The organism is Streptomyces sp. NBC_01551 (assembly GCF_026339935.1).
GTDB lineage: Bacteria > Actinomycetota > Actinomycetes > Streptomycetales > Streptomycetaceae > Streptomyces.
The window spans coordinates 1,109,624-1,132,257 of record NZ_JAPEPX010000001.1 but is presented as its reverse complement, the minus strand read 5'-3'; the positions used below and the strand labels follow the sequence as shown (position 1 = coordinate 1,132,257).

Below are 22,634 nucleotides of genomic sequence, written 5' to 3'. Positions count from 1 at the left end.
CCCGAACCCCGGGCCCCGGATCAGGCCTACGGGCTGACCGCCGGGCTCGCCGTCCCGCCACCGGCACCGCCGTCGTCACCGTCGCCCTCGCCGTCACCGCTCGCGCTCGGCGACGGTGAACCGGTCGCGCCGGGGGAGGAGGCCCCGCTCGTCGGGGTCTCCTCCTCGCACGTCACGGAGAACTCCAGCCAGTCCGAGGCCGCCTGCGCGGGCGACCGCACCTCCAGCCGGACCGCGTCCTCGAAGGTGCCGTCCGCGTGGTGGGTCAGCTCGGTGTGCTCCAGCTGCCGGCTCCTGGACCCGCCCTCCTCGAAGGTAACGGACTGCCAGCCCGGCCCGGACGTGACCCCGCCGCGCGCCGCCCAGCGGTACTCCACCTCGGCCGGGACCCGGCTGACCTCGACGGTCGCGGTGAACGCGGGTGCCTGCGAGGCGGGCGGCGGGCAGGAGCCGCGGTAGCCGTCCCGCACGGTCCGCGCGTGCACCGTGACCTGCTGCGCGGCCTCGCTCGGGGACTCGGACCCCGACGGCGACTCGGACGGGGTCGGCGACGGGGACTCCGAGGCGGACTGCGAGCTGCTGGTCTCGTCCGTCGGGCTGACGCTCCCGCCGTCCCCGCTCCCGCGGTCCTTCAGCAGCAGCCACCCCAGCAACGCCAGTACCAGCAGCAGCACCACGATCCCGACGGTCAGCAGCGCCCCGGCCCGCCCCTGGCCCTGCGGCGGCCCCGCCGCGGGCGGCGGCAGCGGCGCGGTCGCCGGGGTCGGCACCTGCTCGGTCGGCCCGCCGTACGCCGGACCGCGCGGTGTCCCGTACGGGTCCGCGTCCTGCCGGTGCCGGGCGACGGCGGTCGGCGAGTCCGGCCCCGACACCGCACCGCCCACGGTCCGTACGTCCCCGCCCGCGCCGATGATCCGCAGCATCCGGGCCGCCTCCGGCGCGGGCAGCCGCTCGGCGGGGTCCTTGCGCAGCAGCCCCTCCAGCACGGGCTCCAGCGGCCCGGCCCGGCGCGGCGGCGGGAGTTCCTCGTCGACCACCGCGCGCAGCGTGGCCAGCGGGGTGTCCTGCCGGAACGGGGACGTCCCCTCGACGGCCTGGTACAGCATCACCCCGAGCGACCACAGGTCCGACTCGGGTCCCGGGTCGCGCCCCAACGCCCGCTCCGGCGCCAGGAATTCGGGGGAACCGATCACCTCGCCGGTCATGGTGATCGCCGAGGAGCCCTCCAGGCTCGCGATCCCGAAGTCGCTCAGCACGACCCGGCCGTCATTGGCGATCAGCACGTTGGCGGGCTTGACGTCCCGGTGCAGCACCCCCGCCTCGTGCGCCGAGCGGAGCGCGGCCAGCACCTGCTCCCCGTAGTGCGCGGCGCGCTGCGGGGTGAGCGGCCCCTCCGCCTCCAGTACGTCGGCCAGCGAGAGCCCGCGCACCAGCTCCATCACGATCCAGGGCCGGCCGTCCTCGGTCGCCACGTCGTAGACGGTGACGACCCCGCGGTGCGAGACGCGCGCGGCCGCCCAGGCCTCGCGTTCCAGCCGCCGGTACATCCGGGCCACCTCGGCCTGATCCAGCCCGGCCGGGGCCCGTACCTCCTTGACGGCCACCTCGCGGCCCAGGACCTCGTCCCGGGCCCGCCACACGATGCCCATGCCGCCGCGGCCCAGCGGGCCCAGCAACCGGTACCGGCCGGCGATGACACGCCCGCCGCCACCCATGTCTTCCGTCACGCGAGACCCCCATGTGTGCCACCGGGCGATCACTCCAAGTTAGCGCAGAGCGGGCTTTTCGGCCCCTCTGACGGCGCGGTTCGCCGCAACCGTCCCCACAGGACCCGATTTGTGCGGAGAGTGACGGTCGACTCCGCTGAGTAATCGTCAACGCCCGTATAAGCAGGGGTAATTCACACGCCCGGGATACCCGAGCACGACGCGATGGCGATAGGGTTACCCTGCCCGGGCCGGGTGCCCTCGTACGGGTGGGGAGAGACATGGAACAGATAGCAATGCGCAGCAGGCCGCCTCGCGTGCCTGCCATCACCTGCGGCAGCAGCGCGACCAGCTCGCGCCTCGACCGCCACCTCGCCGTGCTGGGCGGCCCCGCCGTCCCGCACCACGAGACGGCCGAGGCGACCCTGCTGATGCGCGAGCTCACCTCCCGCGACCACACGCACGTGCTGCGGAGCCGGAGCGCGCGCGTCGCGCTCTTCGCGCCGCTGCGCCGGCTGCGGCGCACGCTCTTCGGCAGCCGCCGCTCGTAACTGTCCCCGCAGCGCGGTCGATTGGCCGGCCGCGCACGCACCCGGCCCCTCGTCCGCACAGCCTGGGGTATCCCCGGCCTCAGGCGATCACACCGTCCCGGCGCAGTGTCGTGATCTGCGCGCCCGTCATCCCCAGGGCGCGCAGCAGGGCCTCGGTGTGTTCACCGAGGGCGGGCACCGCGCCCATCGGCGGTTCCGCGCCCCCCGGCAGCCCGATCGGTGGCAGCAGCGCCCGCAGCGGCCCGGCCGGTGAACCCACCTCCCGCCAGCGGTCCCGCGCCGCCAGCTGCGGATGCTCCGCCAGCCGGGCCACCGAATTCAGCCGCGCGCAGGCGATCCCCGCCGCCTCCAGCCGCGCGACCGCCTCCTCCGCGTCCAGCCGGCCCAGCGCCTCGGCCACCACGGCGTCCGTCTTCTCCCGGCCCCGAGTGCGCGCCGCGTTCGTCGCGTACGCCGGATCCAGCGCCAACTCGGGCCGCTCCAGCACCTGTTTGGCCAGCCGTCGCCACTCCCGGTCGTTCTGTACGGACAGCAGCACCCGGTCCCCGTCCGCCGTCGGGTAGGCGTCGTAGGGAGCGATCACCGCGTGCGCGAGACCCGTCCGTACGGGCTGCTCCCCGCCGTGCATCGTGTGGTGCAGCGGATGTCCCATCCACTCGGCGAGCGCGTCCAGCATCGACACCTCCACGCGACCGCCGCGCCCGGTGATCCCGCGGCGCAGCAGGGCGGCGAGCACCCCCGAGAAGGCGTACATGGCGGCCGCGATGTCGGCGGCCGGGATCCCCGCCTTGACGGGCTGCTCCGGGGTGCCGGTCACCGAGACCAGGCCCGCCTCGCACTGCACGAGCATGTCGTAGGCGCGCTTGTGGGCGTACGGGCCCTCGGCGCCGTAGCCGGAGATGTCGACGGCGATCAGCCTGGGGTAACGCGCGCACAGCGCCGCCGAGTCCAGTCCGAGGCGGGCGGCGGCTCCCTGGGCGAGGTTCTGCACGAACACGTCGGCGCCGTCGAGCAGCCCGTGCAGGACCTCCAGGCCGCGCGGGTCCTTGAGGTCGAGGGCGATCGACTCCTTGCCGCGGTTGCACCACACGAAGTGCGAGGCGAGGCCGTGCGCGGTGGTGTCGTAGGCGCGCGCGAAGTCGCCGCCGTCGGGGCGCTCGACCTTGACCACCCGGGCCCCGAGGTCGGCGAGCTGGCGGGTGGCGAAGGGGGCCGAGACGGCCTGTTCGACGGCGACGACGGTGACACCGTCGAGGGGCAGCGGCTCCGCGGCACGCGTGTCAGGGATCATGACAGCCTGCCTACAGGCTCGGACCCCGGCCTGTCACCACGCACGGTGTCCGAATCCGCCACGGTGCCCGAATCCGCCACGGCGGCGGGGCGGCCCTCAATCCCGGCCGCGCGCGAACCTGCGCATGGCCAGCGGTGCGAAGACGAGCAGCAGCGCCAGCGACCAGGCGACCGACCCGGCCACCGGATGGGCGGCCGGCCAGGCGGCGCCCGCCGCCGCCTCGGCGCCCGCGTTGCCGCACAGCTCCCGTACGGCCGTGGCGACCGCGCTGATCGGGTTCCACTCGGCGACCGTGCGCAGCCACGACGGCATTCCCGCCGTCGGCAGGTACGCGCTGGACAGCAGCGGCAGCACGAAGGTGGCGCTGCCCAGCTGCCCGGCCGCCTCCTCGCTCGCGCTGACCAGGCCGAGGTACGTGCCGACCCAGGCCATCGCGAACCGGAACAGCAGCAGCACGCCGAAGGCGCCGAGCGCGCCCGCCCACCCGTTCTCGACGCGCCAGCCCATGGCGAGGCCCACCAGCATCAGCGGAACCGTTCCGGCCGCCGTGGTCAGCAGATCGGCAGCGGTCTGCCCGAGCGGCACGGCGCCGCGGCTCATCGGCAGCGTCCGGAAGCGGTCCATCACCCCGCGGTGGGCGTCCTGCGCGGCGGTGAACATGCCGGTCATCAGCCCGCCCGCGGCCGTCGCGGCGAGCAGCCCCGGCACCAGGAACTCCCGGTACTCCGCGCCCGGCATGGCGAGCGCGCTGCCGAAGACATAGCCGAAGAACAGCAGCATGGTGATCGGCATGGTCTGGGTGAGGAGCAGCAGCGCCGGAGCGTGCCGGGCCTTCTGCAGCTGGCGGGTCAGGACCGCGCCGCCGTCCGACAGCAGGGTGCTCATGCGGCGTACTCCTTCGCGTCGGTACGGGTGAGGCGCAGGAACACCTCGTCGAGGGTGGGCGGTCGCAGGCCGGCGTCGGTCACCGGGACCCCGGCGGCGTCGAGCGCGCGGACGATGCCGGGCAGGGTGAGCCCCGGGTCGGAGACGGTCACGCCGACCGTGAGCCGCTCCTCGTCGAGCGACGGCCGGCCGCCGGTGAGCCGGTCGAGCACGGCGGCCGCGCGGGTGAGGGCATCGGCGGCGGGAACCGTGACCTCGGCGTGGGAGCCGATCCGGGCCTTGAGGTCGGCCGGGGTGCCGGTGGCGATCGCCCGGCCCCCGTCGATGACGACGATGTCCTCGGCGAGCCGGTCGGCCTCCTCCAGATACTGGGTCGTCAGCAGTACGGTCGTGCCCTCGTCGGCCAGCTCCCGTACCGCCGTCCAGATCTGCTCGCGGGCCGCCGGATCGAGGCCGGTGGTCGGCTCGTCGAGGAACAGCACCCGGGGGCGGGTGATCAGCCCGGCGGCCAGGTCCAGGCGCCGCCGCGTCCCGCCCGACCAGGTGGAGGCCATCCGCCCCGCGACCTCGCCCAGCCCGAAGCGCTCCAGGAGTTCGTCGGCGCGGGCGCGCCCGGCCCGCCCGCGCAGTCCGGCGAGGCGGGCGAACAGCCGCAGGTTCTCCCGGCCGGTCAGATCCCCGTCCACCGAGGCGTACTGGCCGGTGACCCCGATGGCCCGGCGGACGGCGGCCGGCTCGCGGGTGACGTCGTGGCCGGCCACGAGGGCGTGGCCGCCGGTGGGTCCGGTGAGCGTGGTGAAGATCCGTACGGCGGTGGTCTTGCCGGCGCCGTTCGGGCCGAGGAGACCGCAGACCGTGCCCTCCGGTACCGCCAGATCCAGCCCGCGCAGGGCGTGGACCTCCCCGTACTTCTTCTCCAGACCCTCACTAAGTACAGCGTACGTAGTTGTCATGTGTGGCACCCTACCCGACTCCGTACGGTGTACGTAACTAGGATGGTGGCGATGGACGAGGTGATGAGCGATGACACCCAGCGGCCGCCCCGCTGAACCCGAAGTGATCTGGGCCCGCCCGCAGCGCGCGGGCCGCGGCCCCCGGCCCGCGCACAGCCGTGAATCGATCGCGGCCGAGGCGGTGCGGATCGCCGACGCGGAGGGGATCGAGGCCGTCTCGATGCGCCGCGTGGCGGCCGGGATCGGGGCCGGGACGATGTCCCTGTACAACTACGTGCCGCGCAAGGAGGACCTGTACGAGCTGATGGTCGACGCCGTCAGCGGGGAGTACGAGCTCACCCCGCCCAGCGGCGACTGGCGGGCCGACCTGCTCGACCTCGCCCGCCGCACGCGCGAGCTGATGCACCGGCACCCCTGGCTGCCCCGGCTGCTCAGCCCCGTGTACGGATTCAGCCCCAACGCCCTGCGCTACCTGGAGCACTGCCTGGCCTGCCTGGTACCCCTCGGCGTCCCGGACGGCGAGAAGCTGGAGCTCGTCGCCGCCGTCAACGGCTCGGTCTCGACCTTCGTCGCCGCCGAACTGGCTCTGGCGGAGCGGACCCGGTCCCTGCCTTGGAGTGAGAGCGCCGAACACGGCGTACGGACGGCCTACCTGGGCTCGCGCCTGGCGACGGGGGAGTACCCGCTGCTCGCGGCCGCGCTCACCGGGGGAGACCCGGTAGCGGAGGCGGCGGCGGACATGGGTACGGTGTTCGACCGCTCGGTCTCCCGGCTGCTCGGGGCGTGGGAGCAGCCGGTGTAGGGGTCACAGCAGCGCGAACTGCCCGCCCGGGCCCTCCTCCTGGTGGTCCAGGACCGAGGCCGGCCGCCGGGCCCAGCGCGGCGCCGGCAGCACCCCGGCCGCGCGCAGCTCGGCGCCGGTCAGCGGCGGCCCGGCCTCGAACGCCGCCTGGAGCGGGGCCAGATCGGCCAGCAGCGCCAGCGTCGTGACCAGCGCCAGCAGTTCGGAGGTCCAGGCCTGCGGCCACTCGGCGGGGCCGAGCGCCTCCAGCCCGTCGGCATCGGGCGCGCGGTGGGCCTGCCGGGCGGCGAACCAGGCCTCCAGCACCCGCGTGCCGTTCGCCTCGTACTCCCAGGCGCCCGCCGGGACGGGGGAGACCGTCCCGCTCCCCAGGCTCAGCGTCTCGGTCTCCGGGTCGTACGCGAGCTCGCGCGGCCAGGCCGGCAGCGCGGAGCGGACGTAGGGCCTGCGGCCACCGGGCAGCCGGGGCGGCTCACCGCCGCGCACCCCGCGCAGCTGGACGGTGAGCAGCCGGTGTCCCAGCTCCAAGCCCGCCCGCCAGCGCTCGGGATCGGCCGCGAGCGGCACCTCGTACCCGCGCGGCCCGGGGCGGCCCGCGACGAGGATCCAGCACAGCACGTCCTCCGGGGTGACCCAGCCCCCGTACCGCTCGCCGAGCAGCGGCAGCAGGCCGGGCGCGAGATTCGGCTCGGCGCCGCCCGGGCGCCGGTGCAGGGGGCGGATCAGGCCGGGCCGGCCCGCCGGGAGGTGCGCGGTGACCAGCAGCTGCGGGGTCTCGACGACGAACAGCTGGTGCTCGTCCCGGACCCGCCACAGCTCGGGGCGGGCGAGGTCGATGAGCCGCTGGTCGGGAAGCAGCCACTGCTCGTCGAAGGGCTCGCGCAGGACCCGTACGGGATCGGGGAACGCGCCGGGCGCGTCCGCGAACCGGGTCGTGGAGCCGGCCCGCTGGCCGGGCAGCGCGGCGGCGCCCGCGGTGGGGGTACGGGTCCTCGTGGGGCGGAACAGCCGGTCCCGCTCGGGGGCTTCGGCGCCGGTCAGGGCCGTCCAGCGGGCCCGCAGCGTCGCCGGATCGGGCGCGGCGACCCAGTCCCGGCCCAGCCGCAGCGCGCCCACGGACCAGGGCATCAGATCGTCCAGCGGCAGGTTCGGCACAGCGGCGTCAGCGCTCACCCGGCCGATGGTAGCGACGGGACCCGGCGACCGGGCCCTGTCCAGGCCGAAGCGTTACGCTCCATAGAGAGGGGTATGCCCCGAGATCGTCCCGGTACCGCCTGACCGGCGTACCGACTGAGGAGACGGCAATGAGTCATTACGACGAATACACGACTCCGTCCCAGGCCGAGGGCGAGCGGCTCGACGAGGACATGGACGACACCGAGAAGAAGCAACGGCACCCGGCGACGATGCGGACCACGCCGTCGCAGGCGGAGGGCGAGCGCCGCACGGACGAGGACGAGAAGGGCTGACTTCGACCGGCCGGTCAGTGCGCGTCGACCGTCACCGTGAAGGAGAACCGGTCGCCGCGGTACCGGATCCGCGCCACGTCCACCACCCGGCCGCCGTCGTCGTAGGTCACGCCCGTGTAGTGCAGGATCGGGCTGAGCAACGGCACCCGGAGCAGCTCGGCCGTCGCCGGGTCGGCGAGGCGGGCCTCGACGGTGTCGGTGATCCGGCTGATTTTCACGCCCACGATGTCCCGTATCACCTTGGTCATCGGCCAGCGCGCCAGATCGGCCAGGTCGATGGCCTCCGCCAGTTCCGGGCGCACCGCGTTCTCCGCCCAGTTGGTCGGCTCGCCGCTCTCGCTGTCGTGGCGCAGCCGCCGGTACGTGACGACCTCGGGCGTGTCCGGGAAGTGCTCCAGCAGCTCCCCGGACACTGCCGTCGTCTCGTGCCCGAGGACCGTCGTACGGTCGCCCGACTGCTGGGCCACGATCGCGTCGACCGAACCCAGCAGCCGCACGGGCGCGCTGCGCATCGCGCCCGGCTCGATGAAGGTGCCGCGCCGCCGGTGCCGGCTGATCAGGCCCTCGCCCTCCAGCTCCTTGAGCGCCTGCCGCATGGTCAGCACGCTCACCCCGTAGTGCTCGGCCAGCTGCTCCTCGGTGGGCAGGCGCAGCGAGGCGTCCGGGGTGCGCCCCAGTATCGAGGCGCGCAGCGACTGTGACACCTGGTACCAGAGCGGCAGCTTCCGGTTGAGCACCAGCGAGTCGGGAGCGAAGGCGGTCACGGGTCGTTCTCCGTACGGATGGACTTCGGTGGTCGGGCTGAGCGTGCGTGCGGCTGCTCGTGGCTGAGGCGCTCAGCGCATGTTAGGCCCGGAAGTGGCGCTCCAGACCCTGCCAGACGTCGTCGTAGGCGCGCTGGAGGTGGTCCGCGCCGGCCGCCTGCGCGGTGGCGGTGATCGGCCAGCGGGTCTCGAACATGAAGGCCAGGCCGTCGTCGATCTTCTGCGGCTTCAGCTCGGCGGCGCTCGCCTTGTCGAAGGTCTCCCGGTCCGGGCCGTGCGCCGACATCATGTTGTGCAGCGAGCCGCCGCCCGGTACGAATCCCTCCGCCTTGGCGTCGTAGGCGCCCTCGATCAGGCCCATGTACTCGCTCATGACGTTCCGGTGGAAGTACGGCGGGCGGAACGTGTCCTCGCCGACGAGCCAGCGCGGGGCGAAGACCACGAAGTCCACGCCCGCCAGCCCCGGGGTGTCGGAGGGCGAGGTCAGCACGGTGAAGATCGACGGGTCCGGGTGGTCGTAGCTGATCGAGCCCAGGACGTTGAACCGGTGCAGGTCGTACACGTACGGCGCGTGGGTGCCGTGCCAGGCGACGACGTCCAGCGGGGAGTGGTCGTAGGTCGCGGACCAGAGGTTGCCGCAGAACTTGTTGACCACCTCGGTCGGGCGCTCGCTGTCCTCGTACGCGGCCACCGGAGCCCGGAAGTCCCGTGCGGCGGCGAGGCCGTTGGCGCCGATCGGGCCCAGGTCCGGCAGCTCGAAGGGCATGCCGTAGTTCTCGCAGACGTACCCGCGGGCGTCCTCGTCGAGGAGCTCGACGCGGAAGCGGACGCCGCGCGGGATCAGGGCGACCTCGCCGGGGCGGGCGGCGAGCAGGCCGAGCTCGGTGCGCAGCAGCAGCCCGCCGCGCTCGGGGACGATCAGCAGCTCGCCGTCGGAGTCGCTGAAGACCCGGTCGGTCATCGAGGCGTTGGCGGCGTAGAGGTGGATCGCCATGCCGGCGCGCTGGGTGGCGTCGCCGTTGCCGCCGAGGGTCCACAGGCCGGACAGGAAGTCGGTGCCGGGAGCAGGGTCGGGCAGCGGGTTCCAGCGCAGCCGGTTCGGGTCCGCCGGGGCCTCGGTGAAGGGCGCGGAGCGCAGGGCGCCGTTGTCGACCCGGGTGAACGGCGGGTGCGCGGCCGACGGGCGGATCCGGTAGAGCCAGGAGCGGCGGTTGTGGCGGCGCGGCTCGGTGAAGGCGCTGCCGCTGAGCTGCTCGGCGTAGAGGCCGAGGGGGGAGCGCTGGGGCGAGTTCCGGCCGAGCGGCAGCGCGCCGGGGACGGCCTCCGAGCTGTGCTCGTTGCCGAAGCCGGTGAGGTACTCCAGCGCCTCCGCCGTCTTCCTGGCCTGCTCGCTCATGGCTGCTCCCGCTCTGTCGAAGGAATCCTATGGGTGACAGTAGGATTCCTCGGCCCGCACGTCAACGGGACCTTCTGGCCGCGCTCGATCGGGCGCCTCGGCCGCTCCCCGCCTGGCGGCCCGGTCGCTCCTCGCTCGGCAGCCCGGCCGGACCCCACCGGTCGGCCCGGACGCTCCTGGCCTGGCGGCCCCGGCCGGACTTCACCGGTCGGCCTGGACGCTCCCTGCCTGGCGATTCGGCCGGGCCCTGCCTGGCGGCTCATTTCGTGACGTCGCGGGGGATCCCAAAAGATGAACATTGCTCTACTCTCACGCGCATGTCGTGGACCCGCAGGTTCCCTGCCGTGCCGGCGGTGCTCCTCGCCGCCCTCCTCGCCCTCCTGTCCCTGCTCCTCGCCGCGCCCGCCGCCCGCGCGCACGAGGAGCGGCCCGTCGCCCTCCCGGACGGCTCGGGATCCGTACCGCGCTACCGCGGCGCCGAGCCCGACCTGGTCGTCTGCAAGACCGACCGGCCCGCCTTCGAGCGCCGGATCGCCGGCTTCCCGGAGGAGCTGAGGCAGCGCAACCTCGCCCTCTTCGAACGCTGCGAGAAGAACGGCTACCGGCACCTGCAAGAGGCCGTCGACGCCGTGGACCGGCCGGGGATGAACATCGCGATCCTCCCCGGCCTGTACGAGGAGGAGCCCTCGCTTCCCAAGCCCACGGGGGAATGCGCCGCCCTGAAGGCGCCCAACTCCTCACTCGGCTACCAGATCCTCAGCTACGAGCAGCAGGTCGCCTGCCGCCACAACCAGAACCTGGTCGCGATCCTCGGCAAGACGGACCTCCAGATCGAGGGCACCGGCGCCTCCCGGCTGGACGTGGTCATCGACGCCAAGTACCAGAAGCTGAACGCGATCCGCGCCGACAAGTCCAACGGCATCTACTTCCGCAACTTCACCGCGCAGCGCACCACCTTCAACTCGCTGTACGTCCTCGCGGGCGACGGCTTCGTCATCGACGACGTGCTGACCCGCTGGAACGACGAGTACGGCTTCCTCACCTTCGCCAGCGACCACGGCCTGTACAAGAACTGCGAGTCCTACGGCAACGGCGACTCCGGCATCTACCCCGGCAGCGCCTCCGACATCAACGACGGCCGCGGATACGACGTCCCCCGCTACGCCATCGAGATCACCGGCTGCCGCAGCCACCACAACATGGTCGGCTACTCCGGCACCGCGGGGGATTCGGTGTGGGTGCACGACAACGAGTTCGACCAGAACATGGGCGGCGCCTCGATGGACAGCGCCTTCCCCGGACATCCCGGACTCCCGCAGAACCACGCCAAGTTCGAACGGAACCTGATCCACGACAACAACCAGGACTACTACCGTTTCGTCGCCGACGGCACCTGCGCCAAACCGCCCGTCGAGCGCGGCTACGAGCAGGGCGTGGTCTGCCCGCAGATCTCCATGCCGCCGGGCACCGGCATCATCACCGCGGGCGGCAACTGGAACCTGTACGAGAACAACTGGGTGTACGGACACCGGCGCGCCGGGTTCTTCCTCAGCGCCGTCCCCGCCTTCATCCGCGGCGAGGAGGACTGGGGCAAGCAGACCGACACCTCCCACCACAACCGCTACGCCGGGAACGTGCTGGGCAAGGACAAGTCCGGCGCGTCCCGGCCCAACGGCATGGACGTGTGGTGGGACGGGCAGGGCCGCGCGAACTGCTGGCAGGACGGACCCGACGGCTCCACCCCCGGCACGGTCCCGCAGTGCGGCGACCGCCGGGGCGCGGTGTCCGGCGCGTCCTCCCGCCTGGTGGGCGAACCGGTGAAACTCGCCCAGCTGCTGGTCTGCGCCGACTACAACGTGCAGGCGCGCAAGCTCCCGGCGGGCTGCGACTGGTACGGCGCGCGCGGTGCGGAGCGGGTGGAGACCCAGCTCGCGGCGGCCGTGGCGGCGGTGCTGCTGCTGGTCGGCGGGGTGCTGTGGTGGCGCCGGCTGCGCGGCTCCCGGCTGGGCACGGCCGCGACCCTGCTGGGCCTGGCCGGGCTGATCCTGGACGTGGCGGGCTCCACGATGCCGCTGACCCCCACCCCCGTCCCGGCGCTCGCGCTGCTGCTGACGGGCCTGTGGTGGACGGGCGTCGGCCTGGCCCTGCGCCCCGACCGCCCGTGGCCGGCCCGCCTGACCCTGCTGCTGGGCGGGCTGACCCTGCTGGACGCCTTCGACAAGGCCGTCCTGATGATCCCGTGGATCCCCCTCGGCCCGGCCTGGATCCGCGGTCTGGTGGCGGTGCCCTGGGTCCTCTGGGCCGTCATCGCCTCGGCCCGCCCCGGCACCCCGCCCCGCCCCGCCGCCCCGGGTGGCGACCCCGACGGCGACCGCACCCCCGCCCCACCCGGCCCCACCCCAGCCCTGTCCGCCTCCGCTACCCCCGACCCCCCGGCCACCCCCGGAGCCCCCCGATGACCCCCGACCCGACCCGGAACCAGCCTTCCGCCCCGGCCGCCCCGGTCGGCCGTACCTGGTGCGATGCCTGCGGTACCGCGCCCCGCGCGCAACGTTCGGCCCGGCGGGGTTTTCGTGGTGCGGCGCTGCTCGCCGTCCTGCTGCTGCTCGTGGGCGGTGCGGCCGTGGGCTGTGGGGGCAGGGCGACCACCCACCACAAACCCGGCACCAGCCACGAGCAGGCCTCCGGCAGTGTGGGCACCCTGCTTGAGGTCCAGGACGGGACGGGCCACCGGCTGCGCGAGGTTCCGGCCGAGGGCGCGCCGGAGGTGCGGGTCGCCGCCCGCCCCGACAGCGAGGACGGCTGGAACCTGCAACTGACGGTGCGGAACTTCCGCTTCACCCCCGACAGCACCGGCGGCGCCGCCCTCCCGGGCGCGGGCCACGCCCACCTGGAGCTCGACGGCCGCAAGCTGGCCCGGCTGTACGGCCCCTGGTTCCACCTGCCGGCCGCGCAGGTGCCCGAGGGCGCGCACACCCTGACCGTCCGCCTCTACGCGGACGACCACACCGCCTGGGCGGTCGCCGGCAAGCCGGTCGAGGCCGCCATCCCACTCACCGGGGGCGCCCCGGGCCAGGGCGCGGGCGGCCACCCCCACGCACCCGTCCCGGCGTCGTCCCCGCCCGCCGCGTCCCCGCAGGCCGACCGCACGGTCACGGTCACGATCCGGGAAGGCAAGGTCACCCCCGCCCCGGGCCGCACCGAGCTGCGGCGTGGTGAACGCGTAGCGCTCCGCGTCACCAGCGACCGCCCGGACACCCTGCACGTCCACGGCTACGACAAGGAACTCGCCCTGCCGGCAGGGCAGGAGGCCACCCTGACCCTGACGGCCGACCGCACCGGCCTCTTCGAGGTGGAGACCCACGAGTCCCGCCTCGTCCTGACCCAGCTCCTCGTCCGATGACCCCGGCCGGGCCGGGTCCCGCCCCCGGCGCGGGCGCCGTCGGCCTCGGCCAGGGCGTGGTCCTTCACCCGGCCGATCCGCTCAACGCCCTCGCGCACGGGATCGGGTCCCAGCACGATCTGCCCATCTCTCCCTTCTATGCCTTCGCAGGTGCCTTCGCCGCTCTGTTCGTCTCCTTCCTCGCCCTCGGCCTGCTCTGGTCCACCTCCCGGTTCCGCGGCGACCGCTCCGGCCTCGCCCTGCCCGCCGGGCTCCAGCGGGTGGCAGACGCGCCTGCCACCCGCACCGCCCTGCGCGGGCTCGGCCTCGCGGCCGCGCTCGCCGTCCTGCTCTCCCTCCTCCTCGGTCCCGACGACCCCGCCCGGAACCCCGCTCCCGGCGCCGTCTACGTCCTGCTCTGGGTCGGCCTCGTGCCCGCCTCCCTCCTCCTCGGCCCCGTCTGGCGCCTCCTCAACCCGCTCCGCACCCTGCACCGCCTGCTCGCCCGAGTCGGGTGCCCCGCAGCCCGTCCCGCAGCCCGCCCCCTGCCCGCCCGGCTCGGCCAATGGCCCGCCGCGGTCGGGCTGTTCGGCTTCACCTGGCTCGAGCTCGTCTCTCCTGATCCCGCGTCCACCACCACCCTTCTGATCGCCCTCGGCGTCTACGCCGCCGCCCAGCTCCTGCTCGCCGCCCGCTTCGGCGAGCGCTGGTTCGCCGACGGAGACGCCTTCGAGGCCTACTCCGCCCTGCTGGCCCGTCTCTCCCCCCTCGGCCGTCGCGACGACGGCCGCCTGGTTCTCCGTAACCCCTTCCACGGACTCGACGCGACGCCCGAGCGGCCCGGACTCGTCGCCACCGTCTGCGTCCTGCTCGGATCCACCGCCTATGACGGCTTCTCCGACAACCCCTCCTGGATCAACTCGATACAGACCTCCCCCCTCGGCCGCACCCCCACGGCTACGCTCGGACTCCTCGGCGCCATCGCCCTCGTCGCCGCCCTGTACTGCCTGTGCGCGGCGGCCACCCGCCTCGCCTGCGGCCCGCACCCCGGCCCGCTGACCGCCTTCGCGCACTCACTCGTGCCGATCGCGCTCGGCTATCTCACCGCCCACTACTTCTCCCTCCTCGTCACCGAAGGACCACGCACAGTAAGCATGGCACTCGGCACTGACAACGCCTCAGAACCCTTGCCGCCACTGGACCCCGGGGGTCTCGCCACCCTCCAGGTCGCCGCCGTCGTCACGGGTCACGTACTCGGAGTGATCGCCGCCCACGACCGCTCCGTACGCCTCTTCCCGCCCGCCAAGGCCGTGGCGGGCCAGCTCCCGCTGCTCGCGCTGATGATCACGTACACCATCGGAGGGATCGGTCTCCTGCTGAATTGAGACCGCCGCCGATCCGAGAAGCCGGGAGCGGCATGATGGACCCCGTGCCCCCAGCCCACCCCCTGCGCCGGACCCCGATCCAGCAGCGCAGCGCCGACCGGCTCGCCCGGATCCTCGACGCCTGCGCCGAGCTCCTGGACGAGACCGGGTACGAGAACCTGAGCACCCGGGCCGTCGCGCTGCGCGCCGGCGTGCCCATCGGCTCGGTCTACCGCTTCTTCGGGAACAAGCGGGCCTTGGCCCTCGCCCTCGCGCACCGCAACCTCGACCGCTACGCCGACGGCATCGAGAGCCGGCTCGCCGGCCTCCCGGCCGGGGAATGGCGGCCCGTCGTGGACGCCGTACTGGACGAGTACCTGGCCATGAAGCGCAGCGTGCCCGGCTTCGCCCTGGTGGACTTCGGGGTGCCCGCGCCGCCCGCCGAGGGGCCCGGCTCCGACCCCAACCACCTCGTCGCCTCGCGCCTCACCGAGCTGCTCGGCGCACACCTCGGCCTCGAACCGGACGCCGCGCTGGGGCGGGCCGTCCTCGTTGCGGTCGAGGCCACCGACGCGCTGACCAAACTGGCCTTCCGGGTCGATCCGGCCGGGGACCCCGACATCGTCGCCGAGACGCGCGCGATGATGCACGCCTACCTGGCGCGCGTCCTGGACTGAGCGGCACCTGACGGGGGACTGGCGGGCGCCTGACCGGCGACTGAGCGGCGCCTCCGCCGAATCCTCCGCTCCTCCGGGCCCAGGCCCCCGCTCCTCCGGGCCCCCGGGCTCCCCGGGCCCCCGGGCTCCCCGGCTCCCCGCCACCCGGGCCTTCCCGTCGATCCGTGCCGCAGGGCCCTCCCCGCCATGCCTACCGGTCGGTATGCTCGGGGTCCCCCAGTGCCCGTGTCGCAGCCTGCCGCCCCCAGGAGGGCCCATGCCCCGCACCGCCCTGCGCGTCTGTCCCCTCTGCGAAGCCACCTGCGGCCTCACCCTCACCATCGACGGCTCCGCCGTCACCGGCGCCCGCGGTGACCGCGACGACGTTTTCAGCCGCGGCTTCATCTGCCCCAAGGGCGCCGCCTTCGGCGCCGTCGACGGGGACCCCGACCGGCTGCGCACGCCCCTCGTCCGGCGCGCCGGCCGACTCAGGGAAGCCACCTGGGAGGAGGCCTACGAGGCCATCGCCGCCGCGGTCCCCGCCCTGGTCCGGGAGCACGGCCCGCAGTCCGTCGGCGTCGTCCTGGGGAACCCGAACACCCACACCATGGCCGGAGCCCTCTATCCGCCGCTGCTCCTCAAGGCCCTCGGCACCCGCAACCTCTTCACCGCGAGCACCCTGGACCAGATGCCCAAGCACGTCTCCAGCGGCCTGCTCTTCGGCGACCCCTTCGCCATCCCGGTGCCCGACCTCGACCGCACCGACTTCCTGCTGCTCCTCGGTGCCAACCCGGTCGAGTCGAACGGCTCCCTGTGCACCGCCCCCGACTTCCCCGGCCGGCTCAAGGCCCTGCGCGCCCGCGGCGGCACCCTGGTCGTGGTCGATCCGCGCCGCACCCGCACCGCCCGGCTCGCCGACCTGCACCTTTCGCCGCGCCCGGGCAGCGACGCGTTGCTGCTGGCCGCCCTCGCGCACACCCTGCTCGAAGAGAAGCTCGCCGCGCCGGGCGAAACGGCGCAATGGACCGAGGGCCTCGGGGAACTCGGCGCCGCGCTCGCGAGTTTCACTCCTGAGGCCGTGGCCCCCGCCTGCGACCTCACGGCCGGTGAGATCCGCGCCCTCGCCCGCGAGCTCGCCGCCGCGCCGACCGCCGCCGTCTACGGGCGGATCGGCAGCTGCACCACCGAGTACGGCACCCTCGCCAGCTGGCTGGTCGACGTACTGAACATCCTCACCGGCAACCTCGACCGGCCCGGCGGAGTCCTCTTCCCGCTCTCCGCGACCGACCACGCGCCCCGGCCGGCCGGTCCCGGCAAGGGGTTCGCCCTCGGCCGCTGGCGCAGCCGGGTCAGTGGCCACCCCGAGGCCAAGAGCGAACTCCCCACCGCCGCACTCGCCGAGGAGATCGAGACCCCGGGGGAGGGGCGGATCCGCGCCCTGATCGCCATCGCGGCGAACCCCGTACTGTCCGCCCCCGACGGCCGGCGGCTCGACGCCGCCCTGTCCGGCCTCGACTTCATGATCAGCATCGACCCGTATCTGAACGAGACGGCGCGCCACGCCCACGTCGTGCTGCCTCCGCCGCCGCCCGCGCAGAGCGCCCACTTCGACTTCGCCTTCAACGCGTTCGCCGTCCGCAACCAGGTTCGCTACTCCCCGCCCGCCATCCCCCTGGAGGAGGGGCGGATGGACGAGTGCGAGATCCACGCGCGCCTGATCCTCGCCGTGTCCGGGCAGCACGGAGCCCCGCCGCGGGCCCTCGACGAGCGCGTCATCGCCGACACCCTCGCCCGGGCCGCCGCCGACCCCCACTCACCGCTGCACGGCAGCGACCCGCACGCGCAGGCGCGCACGCTCAGCGGCCGCACCGGCCCGGAGCGGCGGCTCGACATGATGCTCCGCCTCGGGCCGTACGACCTGAGCCTCGACGCCCTCAAGCAGGCGCCGCACGGCATCGACCTGGGTCCGCTGGGGCCCCGGCTCCCGGGCGTGCTGAAGACCCGCAGCGGCAGGATCGAGCTGCTGCCGGACCCGATCGCGGCCGAACTCCCCAGGCTGCGCGCGGCGCTCGCCGAACGCCCCGCCGCCCTGGTGCTCGTGGGCCGCCGCCACCTGCGCTCCAACAACAGCTGGTTGCACAACGTCCCGGCCCTCACCGGAGGTTCCAACCGCTGCACCCTCCAGGTCCACCCGGCCGACGCGGGCCGGCTCGGCCTCGCCGACGGCGGCCGGGCCCGGATCACCGCGGACGGCGGCAGCCTGGAGGTTCCCGTCGAGGTCACCGAAGCGGTCCGCCGCGGTGTCGTCAGCCTCCCGCACGGCTGGGGACACGACCGCGCCGGATCCCGCCTCTCGGTGGCCTCCCTTGAGCCCGGGGCCAACGTCAACCAGCTCCTCGACGGCACCCGGCTCGACCCGCTGTCCGGCACGGCGGTGCTCAACGGATTCCCCGTCGAGCTTGCACCCCTGCCCTGAGCTGGGGTTTTGCTCGTATTGCTCACGCCTTGACGTCTTGTTGGCACCAGGAGGCGACCCCTACGTTCCCCCCATGCTGACCTTCCTCGGCTTCGCCATGATCGCCACTTTCCTGGTCCTGATCATGCTGAAGAAAATGTCGCCCATCGCGGCGCTCGTCCTCATCCCCGCGCTGTTCTGCGTGTTCGCCGGAAAGGGCGCCCACCTCGGCGACTACGTCATCGACGGAGTCGGCAAACTCGCGCCGACCGCCGCCATGCTGATGTTCGCCATCGTCTACTTCGGCCTGATGATCGACGTCGGCCTGTTCGACCCGATCGTCAAAGGCATCCTGCGCTTCTGCAAGGCCGACCCCCTGCGTGTCGTGGTCGGCACGGCCGTCCTCGCCGCGATCGTCTCCCTCGACGGCGACGGCTCGACCACCTTCATGATCACCGTCTCGGCCATGTACCCGCTCTACAAGCGGCTCGGCATGAGCCTGGTGGTCATGACGGGCGTCGCCGCCACCGCCAACGGCGTCATGAACACCCTGCCCTGGGGCGGCCCCACGGCCCGCGCCGCCACCGCGCTCAAGCTCGACGCCGCCGACATCTTCGTCCCGATGATCCCGGCCCTGGCCGCGGGCCTGCTCTGCGTGTTCGTCCTCGCGTACGTCCTCGGCCTCAAGGAGCGCCGCCGCGTCGGCACGCTCGTCCTCCCGTCCGAGGCCGACGAGGAGCCCGAGCTGGTCACCGTCGGGGCCGGCGCCGCCGAGGGGCAGACCGGTACGACGCCCCCCGCGACCGGCGCCGGATCCCCGGCCTCCGGCGACGCCGCGGGGGAGGACGGCTTCCAGGGCCTCGACCCGCACCGCGCCACCCTGCGACCCCGCCTGTACTGGTTCAACGCGGGCCTGACCGTCGCCCTGCTGACCGCGATGATCATGGAGCTGCTGCCCATCCCCGTGCTGTTCCTGCTCGGCGCGGCCCTCGCCCTCACGGTCAACTTCCCCCACATGCCCGACCAGAAGGCCCGGATCGCCGCCCACGCGGACAACGTCCTGAACGTCGCCGGAATGGTCTTCGCCGCCGCCGTCTTCACCGGCGTCCTCAGCGGCACCGGCATGGTCAAGCACATGGCCGACTGGCTGGTCGGCGCCATCCCCGAGGGCATGGGCCCGCACATGGCCCTGGTCACCGGCGTGCTCAGCCTGCCGCTCACCTACTTCATGTCCAACGACGGCTTCTACTTCGGCGTCCTGCCGGTGCTCGCCGAAGCCGGCGCCGCGCACGGGGTCTCGCCGCTGGAGATCGCCCGCGCCTCCCTGGTCGGCCAGGCCCTGCACATGTCCAGCCCGCTGGTTCCCGCCGTCTACGTCCTCGTCGGCATGGCCAAGGTCGAGTTCGGCGACCACACCCGCTTCACCGTGAAATGGGCGGCCCTCACCTCGCTCGTCGTGCTCGCGGCAGGGATGCTTTTCGGCATCATCTGATGCGTTGGCCTCTGGCGCGCGCAAAACTACCGGCGCTAGTTTGTAGGGTGGACGCGAGGTCTGTGCCAGGTCGGCCAATGCGCTCGCGCGTGCTCGGGAGGAATGCGATGAAGGCCCACGACGGGATGTACATCGGCGGGGAGTGGCGGCCCGCCGCCGGACGCGAGCGGATCGAGGTCGTGAACCCGGCCGACGAGCAGGTCATCGGCGGGGTCCCGGCCGGCACCGCCGATGACGTGGACGCGGCCGTGAGCGCGGCCCGGGCGGCGTTCCCCGGCTGGGCGGCGACCCCGCCCGCCGAGCGCGCCGCCTTCATCGGCGCCCTCCGCGACGTCCTGGTCGCCCGCAGGAGCGAGATCGCCGAGACCATCACTGCCGAGCTCGGAGCCCCGCTGGGCTTCTCGGAGCGGGTCCAGGCCGGGGCGCCGATCGCGGTCGCCTCCTCGTTCGTCGAACTGGCGGCCTCGTACAGCTTCGAGGAGCGGCTCGGGAGCTCCACCGTTCTGCTGGAACCGGTCGGTGTGGTCGGGGCCATCACCCCCTGGAACTACCCGCTGCACCAGATCGTTGCAAAGGTGGCACCCGCTCTCGCCGCCGGCTGCACCCTCGTCCTCAAGCCGGCCGAGGACACCCCGTTGACCGCACAGCTCTTCGCCGAAGCCGTGCACGAGGCGGGCATCCCGGCCGGAGTCTTCAACCTGGTGACCGGTACCGGCCCGGTCGCCGGGCAGGCGCTGGCTGCGCACGAGGGAGTCGACCTCGTCTCCTTCACCGGTTCGACCGCCGTCGGCAAGCAGATCGGCGCCACCGCCGGCGCCGCCGTCAAGCGCGTCGCCCTGGAGCTGGGCGGCAAATCGGCCAATGTCATCCTGCCCGGGGCCGACCTGGCCAAGGCCGTCGCGGTGGGCGTGGGCCACGTCATGAACAACACCGGCCAGAGCTGCAACGCGCTCACCCGGATGCTCGTCCACCGGGACCAGTACGAGGAGGCCGTCTCGCTCGCGGCCGCGGCGGTGGCGACGTACCCGATCGGTGACCCGCTCGACGAGGCCACCCGCATCGGCCCCGTCATCAACGCCAAGCAGCGCGACCGGGTGCGCGGGTACATCGTCAAGGGCATCGAGGAAGGCGCGCGCCTCGTCGCGGGCGGCCCCGACGCGCCGCGCGAGCTGGGGTATTTCGTCGCCCCGACGGTGTTCGCCGACGTCACGCCCGAGATGACCATCGCGCAGGAGGAGATCTTCGGCCCGGTGATCTCGATCCTGGCCTACGAGGACGAGGACGACGCCCTGCGCATCGCCAACGGCACGGTGTACGGGCTCGGCGGCGCCGTCTGGGCGGCGGACCAGGAGACGGCCGTCGCGTTCGCCCGCCGCATGGACACCGGTCAGGTGGACATCAACGGCGGGCGCTACAACCCGCTCGCGCCCTTCGGCGGCTACAAGCAGTCGGGCGTCGGCCGCGAGATGGGCCCGCACGGCCTGGCGGAGTACCTCCAGACCAAGTCGCTCCAGTTCTGAGCCGACTCGACCCGGTCTGACCCACCTGGCCCCTTCCTCAAGTCCCTCCTCATCCCTCCCCCTCAGCCCCGCGAACACGGAGACGACGACCATGGTCCGCGCCGCGATACTGCCCGCCGTCGGAGCCCCGCTGGAGATACGGGAGATCGTGCTGCCCGAACCCGGCCCCGGGCAGGTCCGGGTGCGGCTCGCCGCGGCCGGGGTCTGCCACTCCGACCTCTCCCTCACCAACGGCACCATGCGGGTCCCCGTCCCCGCCGTCCTCGGCCACGAGGGCGCGGGCACGGTCCTCGCGGTCGGCGAGGGCGTCACCCACGTCGCCCCGGGCGACGGGGTGGTGCTCAACTGGGCCCCGTCCTGCGGGGAGTGCCACCACTGCCTCATCGGGGAGGTCTGGCTCTGCGCCAAGGCCCTCACCGGCGTCGGGGCGGTCTACGCCCACGACGCCGAGGGCGCTGAGCTGCACCCCGGGCTGAACGTGGCCGCGTTCGCCGAGGAGACGGTCGTCGCGGCCAACTGCGTGCTGCCCGCGCCCGCCGGGATCCCGCTGGCCGAGGCCGCCCTCCTCGGCTGCGCCGTCCTGACCGGCTACGGAGCCGTCCACCACAGCGCCCAGGTCCGCCCGGGCGAGTCGGTGGCCGTCTTCGGCGTCGGCGGGGTCGGCCTGGCCGCCCTCCAGGCCGCCCGGATCGCCCAGGCGGGCCCGATCGTGGCCGTGGACGTGTCCCCGGCCAAGGAGGAACTGGCGCGCGCCGCCGGGGCCACGGAGTTCGTGCTCGCCTCCGACACGACCGCGAAGCAGATCCGCGCGCTCACCGCCGGCCAGGGCGCGGACGTGGCCGTCGAGTGCGTCGGCCGGGCGGACACCATCCGCGCGGCCTGGGAGTCCACCCGGCGCGGCGGCCGCACCACGGTCGTCGGCATCGGCGGCAAGGAGCAGCAGGTCACCTTCCACGCGCTGGAGATATTCCACTTCGCCCGCACCCTCACGGGCTGCGTGTACGGCAACAGCGACCCGGCCCGCGACCTCCCGGTGATCGCGGACCACGTCCGCGCCGGCCGCTTCGACCTGGCTTCCCTCGTCACCGACCGCATCACCCTCGAAGGCATCCCGGCCGCCTTCGACGCGATGGTCGCGGGCAAGGGCGGCCGTTCGCTGGTCGTCTTCCAGCCGTAGGTCCCGTCGTCAAAGCGGCGCCTGGCCCGCGGCGGCCGGCCTCACGCCTCGGGCAGCGCCGCGTACTGGAGGGCCAGGCCGTCGAGCAGGGCCGTCAGGCCCGTCTCGAACGCGCCCTCGTCCACCTCGCGCCGGCGTTCCGCCAGCAGGTGGGCCTGGCCGAGATGCGGATACTCGGCCGGGTCGTAGGCCGCCTCGTCGTCCACGAAGCCCGTGGCGAAGGAGGCGACCGCCGAGCCCAGGATGAAGTACCGCATCAGCGCGCCGATCCGGGTCGCATGGGCCGGCGGCCACCCGGCCGCCGTCATCGCGCCGAACACCGCGTCCGCCACCCGCAACCCCGCCGGACGCCGGCCCGGGCCGCGCGCGAGCACCGGCACGATGTTCGGATGGTCGGACAGGGCGTCCCGGTAGGAATGCGCCCAGTCGTGCAGCGCGGCCCGCCACCCCCGGCCGTTGCCCTCGTCGAACATCGACAAGTCGACCCGGGCGCTCACCGCGTCCGCCACCGCCTCCAGGATCTCGTCCTTGGTGCGGAAGTGGTTGTACAGGGACGGCCCGCTGACCCCCAGCGCGGCCGCTAGCCGCCGCGTCGACACGGCCTCCAGCCCCTCCGCGTCCACCAGCGAGCCGGCCACCTCGACGATGCGGTCTCTGCTGAGAAGGGGCTTGCGCGGTCTGGCCATGCGCCACATAGTAGGGCCTGCCCGCCATAAACTACCGGTGCTAGTTAACCTCGCTGGTTACCTCGCGCCGGACCGCCCGGAGGTG

19 protein-coding genes are annotated in these 22,634 nt (G+C 73.7%); 11 read left to right on the top strand and 8 right to left on the bottom strand.

Annotated elements, in window-relative coordinates; translation table 11 throughout:
* Positions 1 to 26: 26 nt before the first annotated feature.
* Positions 27 to 1,715 carry a serine/threonine-protein kinase gene (locus OG982_RS04980; protein WP_266792208.1) on the bottom strand — a complete coding sequence of 563 codons (1,689 nt, stop codon included), beginning with the start codon at positions 1,713 to 1,715 and terminating at the stop codon, positions 27 to 29.
* A 272-nt stretch (positions 1,716 to 1,987) separates the two neighbouring features.
* On the opposite strand from OG982_RS04980, the gene OG982_RS04975 reads away from it, so the two are divergent.
* Complete coding sequence (locus OG982_RS04975; RefSeq protein ID WP_266789375.1) at positions 1,988 to 2,257, top strand: hypothetical protein; 270 nt, start codon at positions 1,988 to 1,990, stop codon at positions 2,255 to 2,257.
* Positions 2,258 to 2,336: 79 nt separating this feature from the next.
* Here OG982_RS04975 and OG982_RS04970 read toward each other — a convergent pair whose 3' ends face one another.
* The 3 genes from OG982_RS04970 to OG982_RS04960 all read right to left on the bottom strand — a co-directional run bounded on the left by OG982_RS04970 (position 2,337) and on the right by OG982_RS04960 (position 5,386).
* Positions 2,337 to 3,548 carry a CaiB/BaiF CoA-transferase family protein gene (locus OG982_RS04970; protein ID WP_266947985.1) on the bottom strand — a complete coding sequence of 404 codons (1,212 nt, stop codon included), beginning with the start codon at positions 3,546 to 3,548 and terminating at the stop codon, positions 2,337 to 2,339.
* Between the two features lie 96 nt (positions 3,549 to 3,644).
* The gene (locus tag OG982_RS04965) at positions 3,645 to 4,433 is read right to left on the bottom strand and encodes an ABC transporter permease (protein ID WP_266789379.1); all 789 of its coding nucleotides are present in this window, start codon (positions 4,431 to 4,433) and stop codon (positions 3,645 to 3,647) included.
* Positions 4,430 to 5,386, bottom strand: coding sequence for an ATP-binding cassette domain-containing protein (locus tag OG982_RS04960; protein WP_266789381.1), 957 nt, complete (start codon positions 5,384 to 5,386; stop codon positions 4,430 to 4,432). Before OG982_RS04960 ends, OG982_RS04965 begins: the two co-directional genes overlap by 4 nt.
* A gap of 70 nt (positions 5,387 to 5,456) precedes the next feature.
* Between OG982_RS04960 and OG982_RS04955 the strand changes: the two genes are divergently transcribed.
* On the top strand, positions 5,457 to 6,188 hold the full coding sequence (locus OG982_RS04955; RefSeq protein ID WP_266789383.1) for a TetR/AcrR family transcriptional regulator: 732 nt from the start codon (positions 5,457 to 5,459) through the stop codon (positions 6,186 to 6,188).
* Positions 6,189 to 6,191: 3 nt separating this feature from the next.
* On the opposite strand, the gene OG982_RS04950 is transcribed toward OG982_RS04955, so the two are convergent.
* Entirely contained in the window at positions 6,192 to 7,316 is a 1,125-nt protein-coding gene (locus OG982_RS04950; RefSeq protein WP_266792210.1) for a type ISP restriction/modification enzyme, read from the bottom strand.
* Positions 7,317 to 7,492: 176 nt separating this feature from the next.
* Between OG982_RS04950 and OG982_RS04945 the strand changes: the two genes are divergently transcribed.
* Entirely contained in the window at positions 7,493 to 7,657 is a 165-nt protein-coding gene (locus OG982_RS04945) for a hypothetical protein (protein ID WP_266789384.1), read from the top strand.
* A 14-nt stretch (positions 7,658 to 7,671) separates the two neighbouring features.
* Here OG982_RS04945 and OG982_RS04940 read toward each other — a convergent pair whose 3' ends face one another.
* Both OG982_RS04940 and hmgA read right to left on the bottom strand, forming a co-directional pair.
* The gene (locus OG982_RS04940; RefSeq protein WP_266789385.1) at positions 7,672 to 8,421 is read right to left on the bottom strand and encodes a GntR family transcriptional regulator; all 750 of its coding nucleotides are present in this window, start codon (positions 8,419 to 8,421) and stop codon (positions 7,672 to 7,674) included.
* Between the two features lie 82 nt (positions 8,422 to 8,503).
* Positions 8,504 to 9,817: a homogentisate 1,2-dioxygenase gene (gene hmgA / locus OG982_RS04935; RefSeq protein ID WP_266947983.1), complete on the bottom strand. Its 1,314-nt coding sequence runs from the start codon at positions 9,815 to 9,817 to the stop codon at positions 8,504 to 8,506.
* Positions 9,818 to 10,134: 317 nt separating this feature from the next.
* Here hmgA and OG982_RS04930 point away from each other — a divergent pair, with 317 nt between their 5' ends.
* The 8 genes from OG982_RS04930 to OG982_RS04895 all read left to right on the top strand — a co-directional run bounded on the left by OG982_RS04930 (position 10,135) and on the right by OG982_RS04895 (position 21,863).
* Positions 10,135 to 12,276, top strand: a complete 2,142-nt coding sequence (locus tag OG982_RS04930) for a right-handed parallel beta-helix repeat-containing protein (protein ID WP_266947981.1) — start codon at positions 10,135 to 10,137, stop codon at positions 12,274 to 12,276.
* A complete protein-coding gene (locus OG982_RS04925; protein WP_266947980.1) occupies positions 12,273 to 13,220 on the top strand; it encodes a hypothetical protein in 948 nt (315 codons plus the stop codon). Before OG982_RS04930 ends, OG982_RS04925 begins: the two co-directional genes overlap by 4 nt.
* On the top strand, positions 13,217 to 14,584 hold the full coding sequence (locus OG982_RS04920; protein WP_266947979.1) for a hypothetical protein: 1,368 nt from the start codon (positions 13,217 to 13,219) through the stop codon (positions 14,582 to 14,584). Before OG982_RS04925 ends, OG982_RS04920 begins: the two co-directional genes overlap by 4 nt.
* 35 nt (positions 14,585 to 14,619) lie before the next feature.
* A complete protein-coding gene (locus OG982_RS04915) occupies positions 14,620 to 15,240 on the top strand; it encodes a TetR/AcrR family transcriptional regulator (protein WP_266792212.1) in 621 nt (206 codons plus the stop codon).
* 256 nt (positions 15,241 to 15,496) lie between these two features.
* Positions 15,497 to 17,695, top strand: a complete 2,199-nt coding sequence (locus tag OG982_RS04910) for a molybdopterin oxidoreductase family protein (RefSeq protein ID WP_266947978.1) — start codon at positions 15,497 to 15,499, stop codon at positions 17,693 to 17,695.
* A gap of 73 nt (positions 17,696 to 17,768) precedes the next feature.
* On the top strand, positions 17,769 to 19,166 hold the full coding sequence (locus tag OG982_RS04905) for a CitMHS family transporter (RefSeq protein ID WP_266789395.1): 1,398 nt from the start codon (positions 17,769 to 17,771) through the stop codon (positions 19,164 to 19,166).
* 107 nt (positions 19,167 to 19,273) lie between these two features.
* On the top strand, positions 19,274 to 20,686 hold the full coding sequence (locus OG982_RS04900; RefSeq protein ID WP_266789397.1) for an aldehyde dehydrogenase family protein: 1,413 nt from the start codon (positions 19,274 to 19,276) through the stop codon (positions 20,684 to 20,686).
* A gap of 91 nt (positions 20,687 to 20,777) precedes the next feature.
* Positions 20,778 to 21,863, top strand: a complete 1,086-nt coding sequence (locus OG982_RS04895) for a Zn-dependent alcohol dehydrogenase (protein WP_266947977.1) — start codon at positions 20,778 to 20,780, stop codon at positions 21,861 to 21,863.
* A gap of 41 nt (positions 21,864 to 21,904) precedes the next feature.
* Here OG982_RS04895 and OG982_RS04890 read toward each other — a convergent pair whose 3' ends face one another.
* Complete coding sequence (locus OG982_RS04890; protein ID WP_266947975.1) at positions 21,905 to 22,558, bottom strand: TetR/AcrR family transcriptional regulator; 654 nt, start codon at positions 22,556 to 22,558, stop codon at positions 21,905 to 21,907.
* Positions 22,559 to 22,634: the final 76 nt, after the last annotated feature.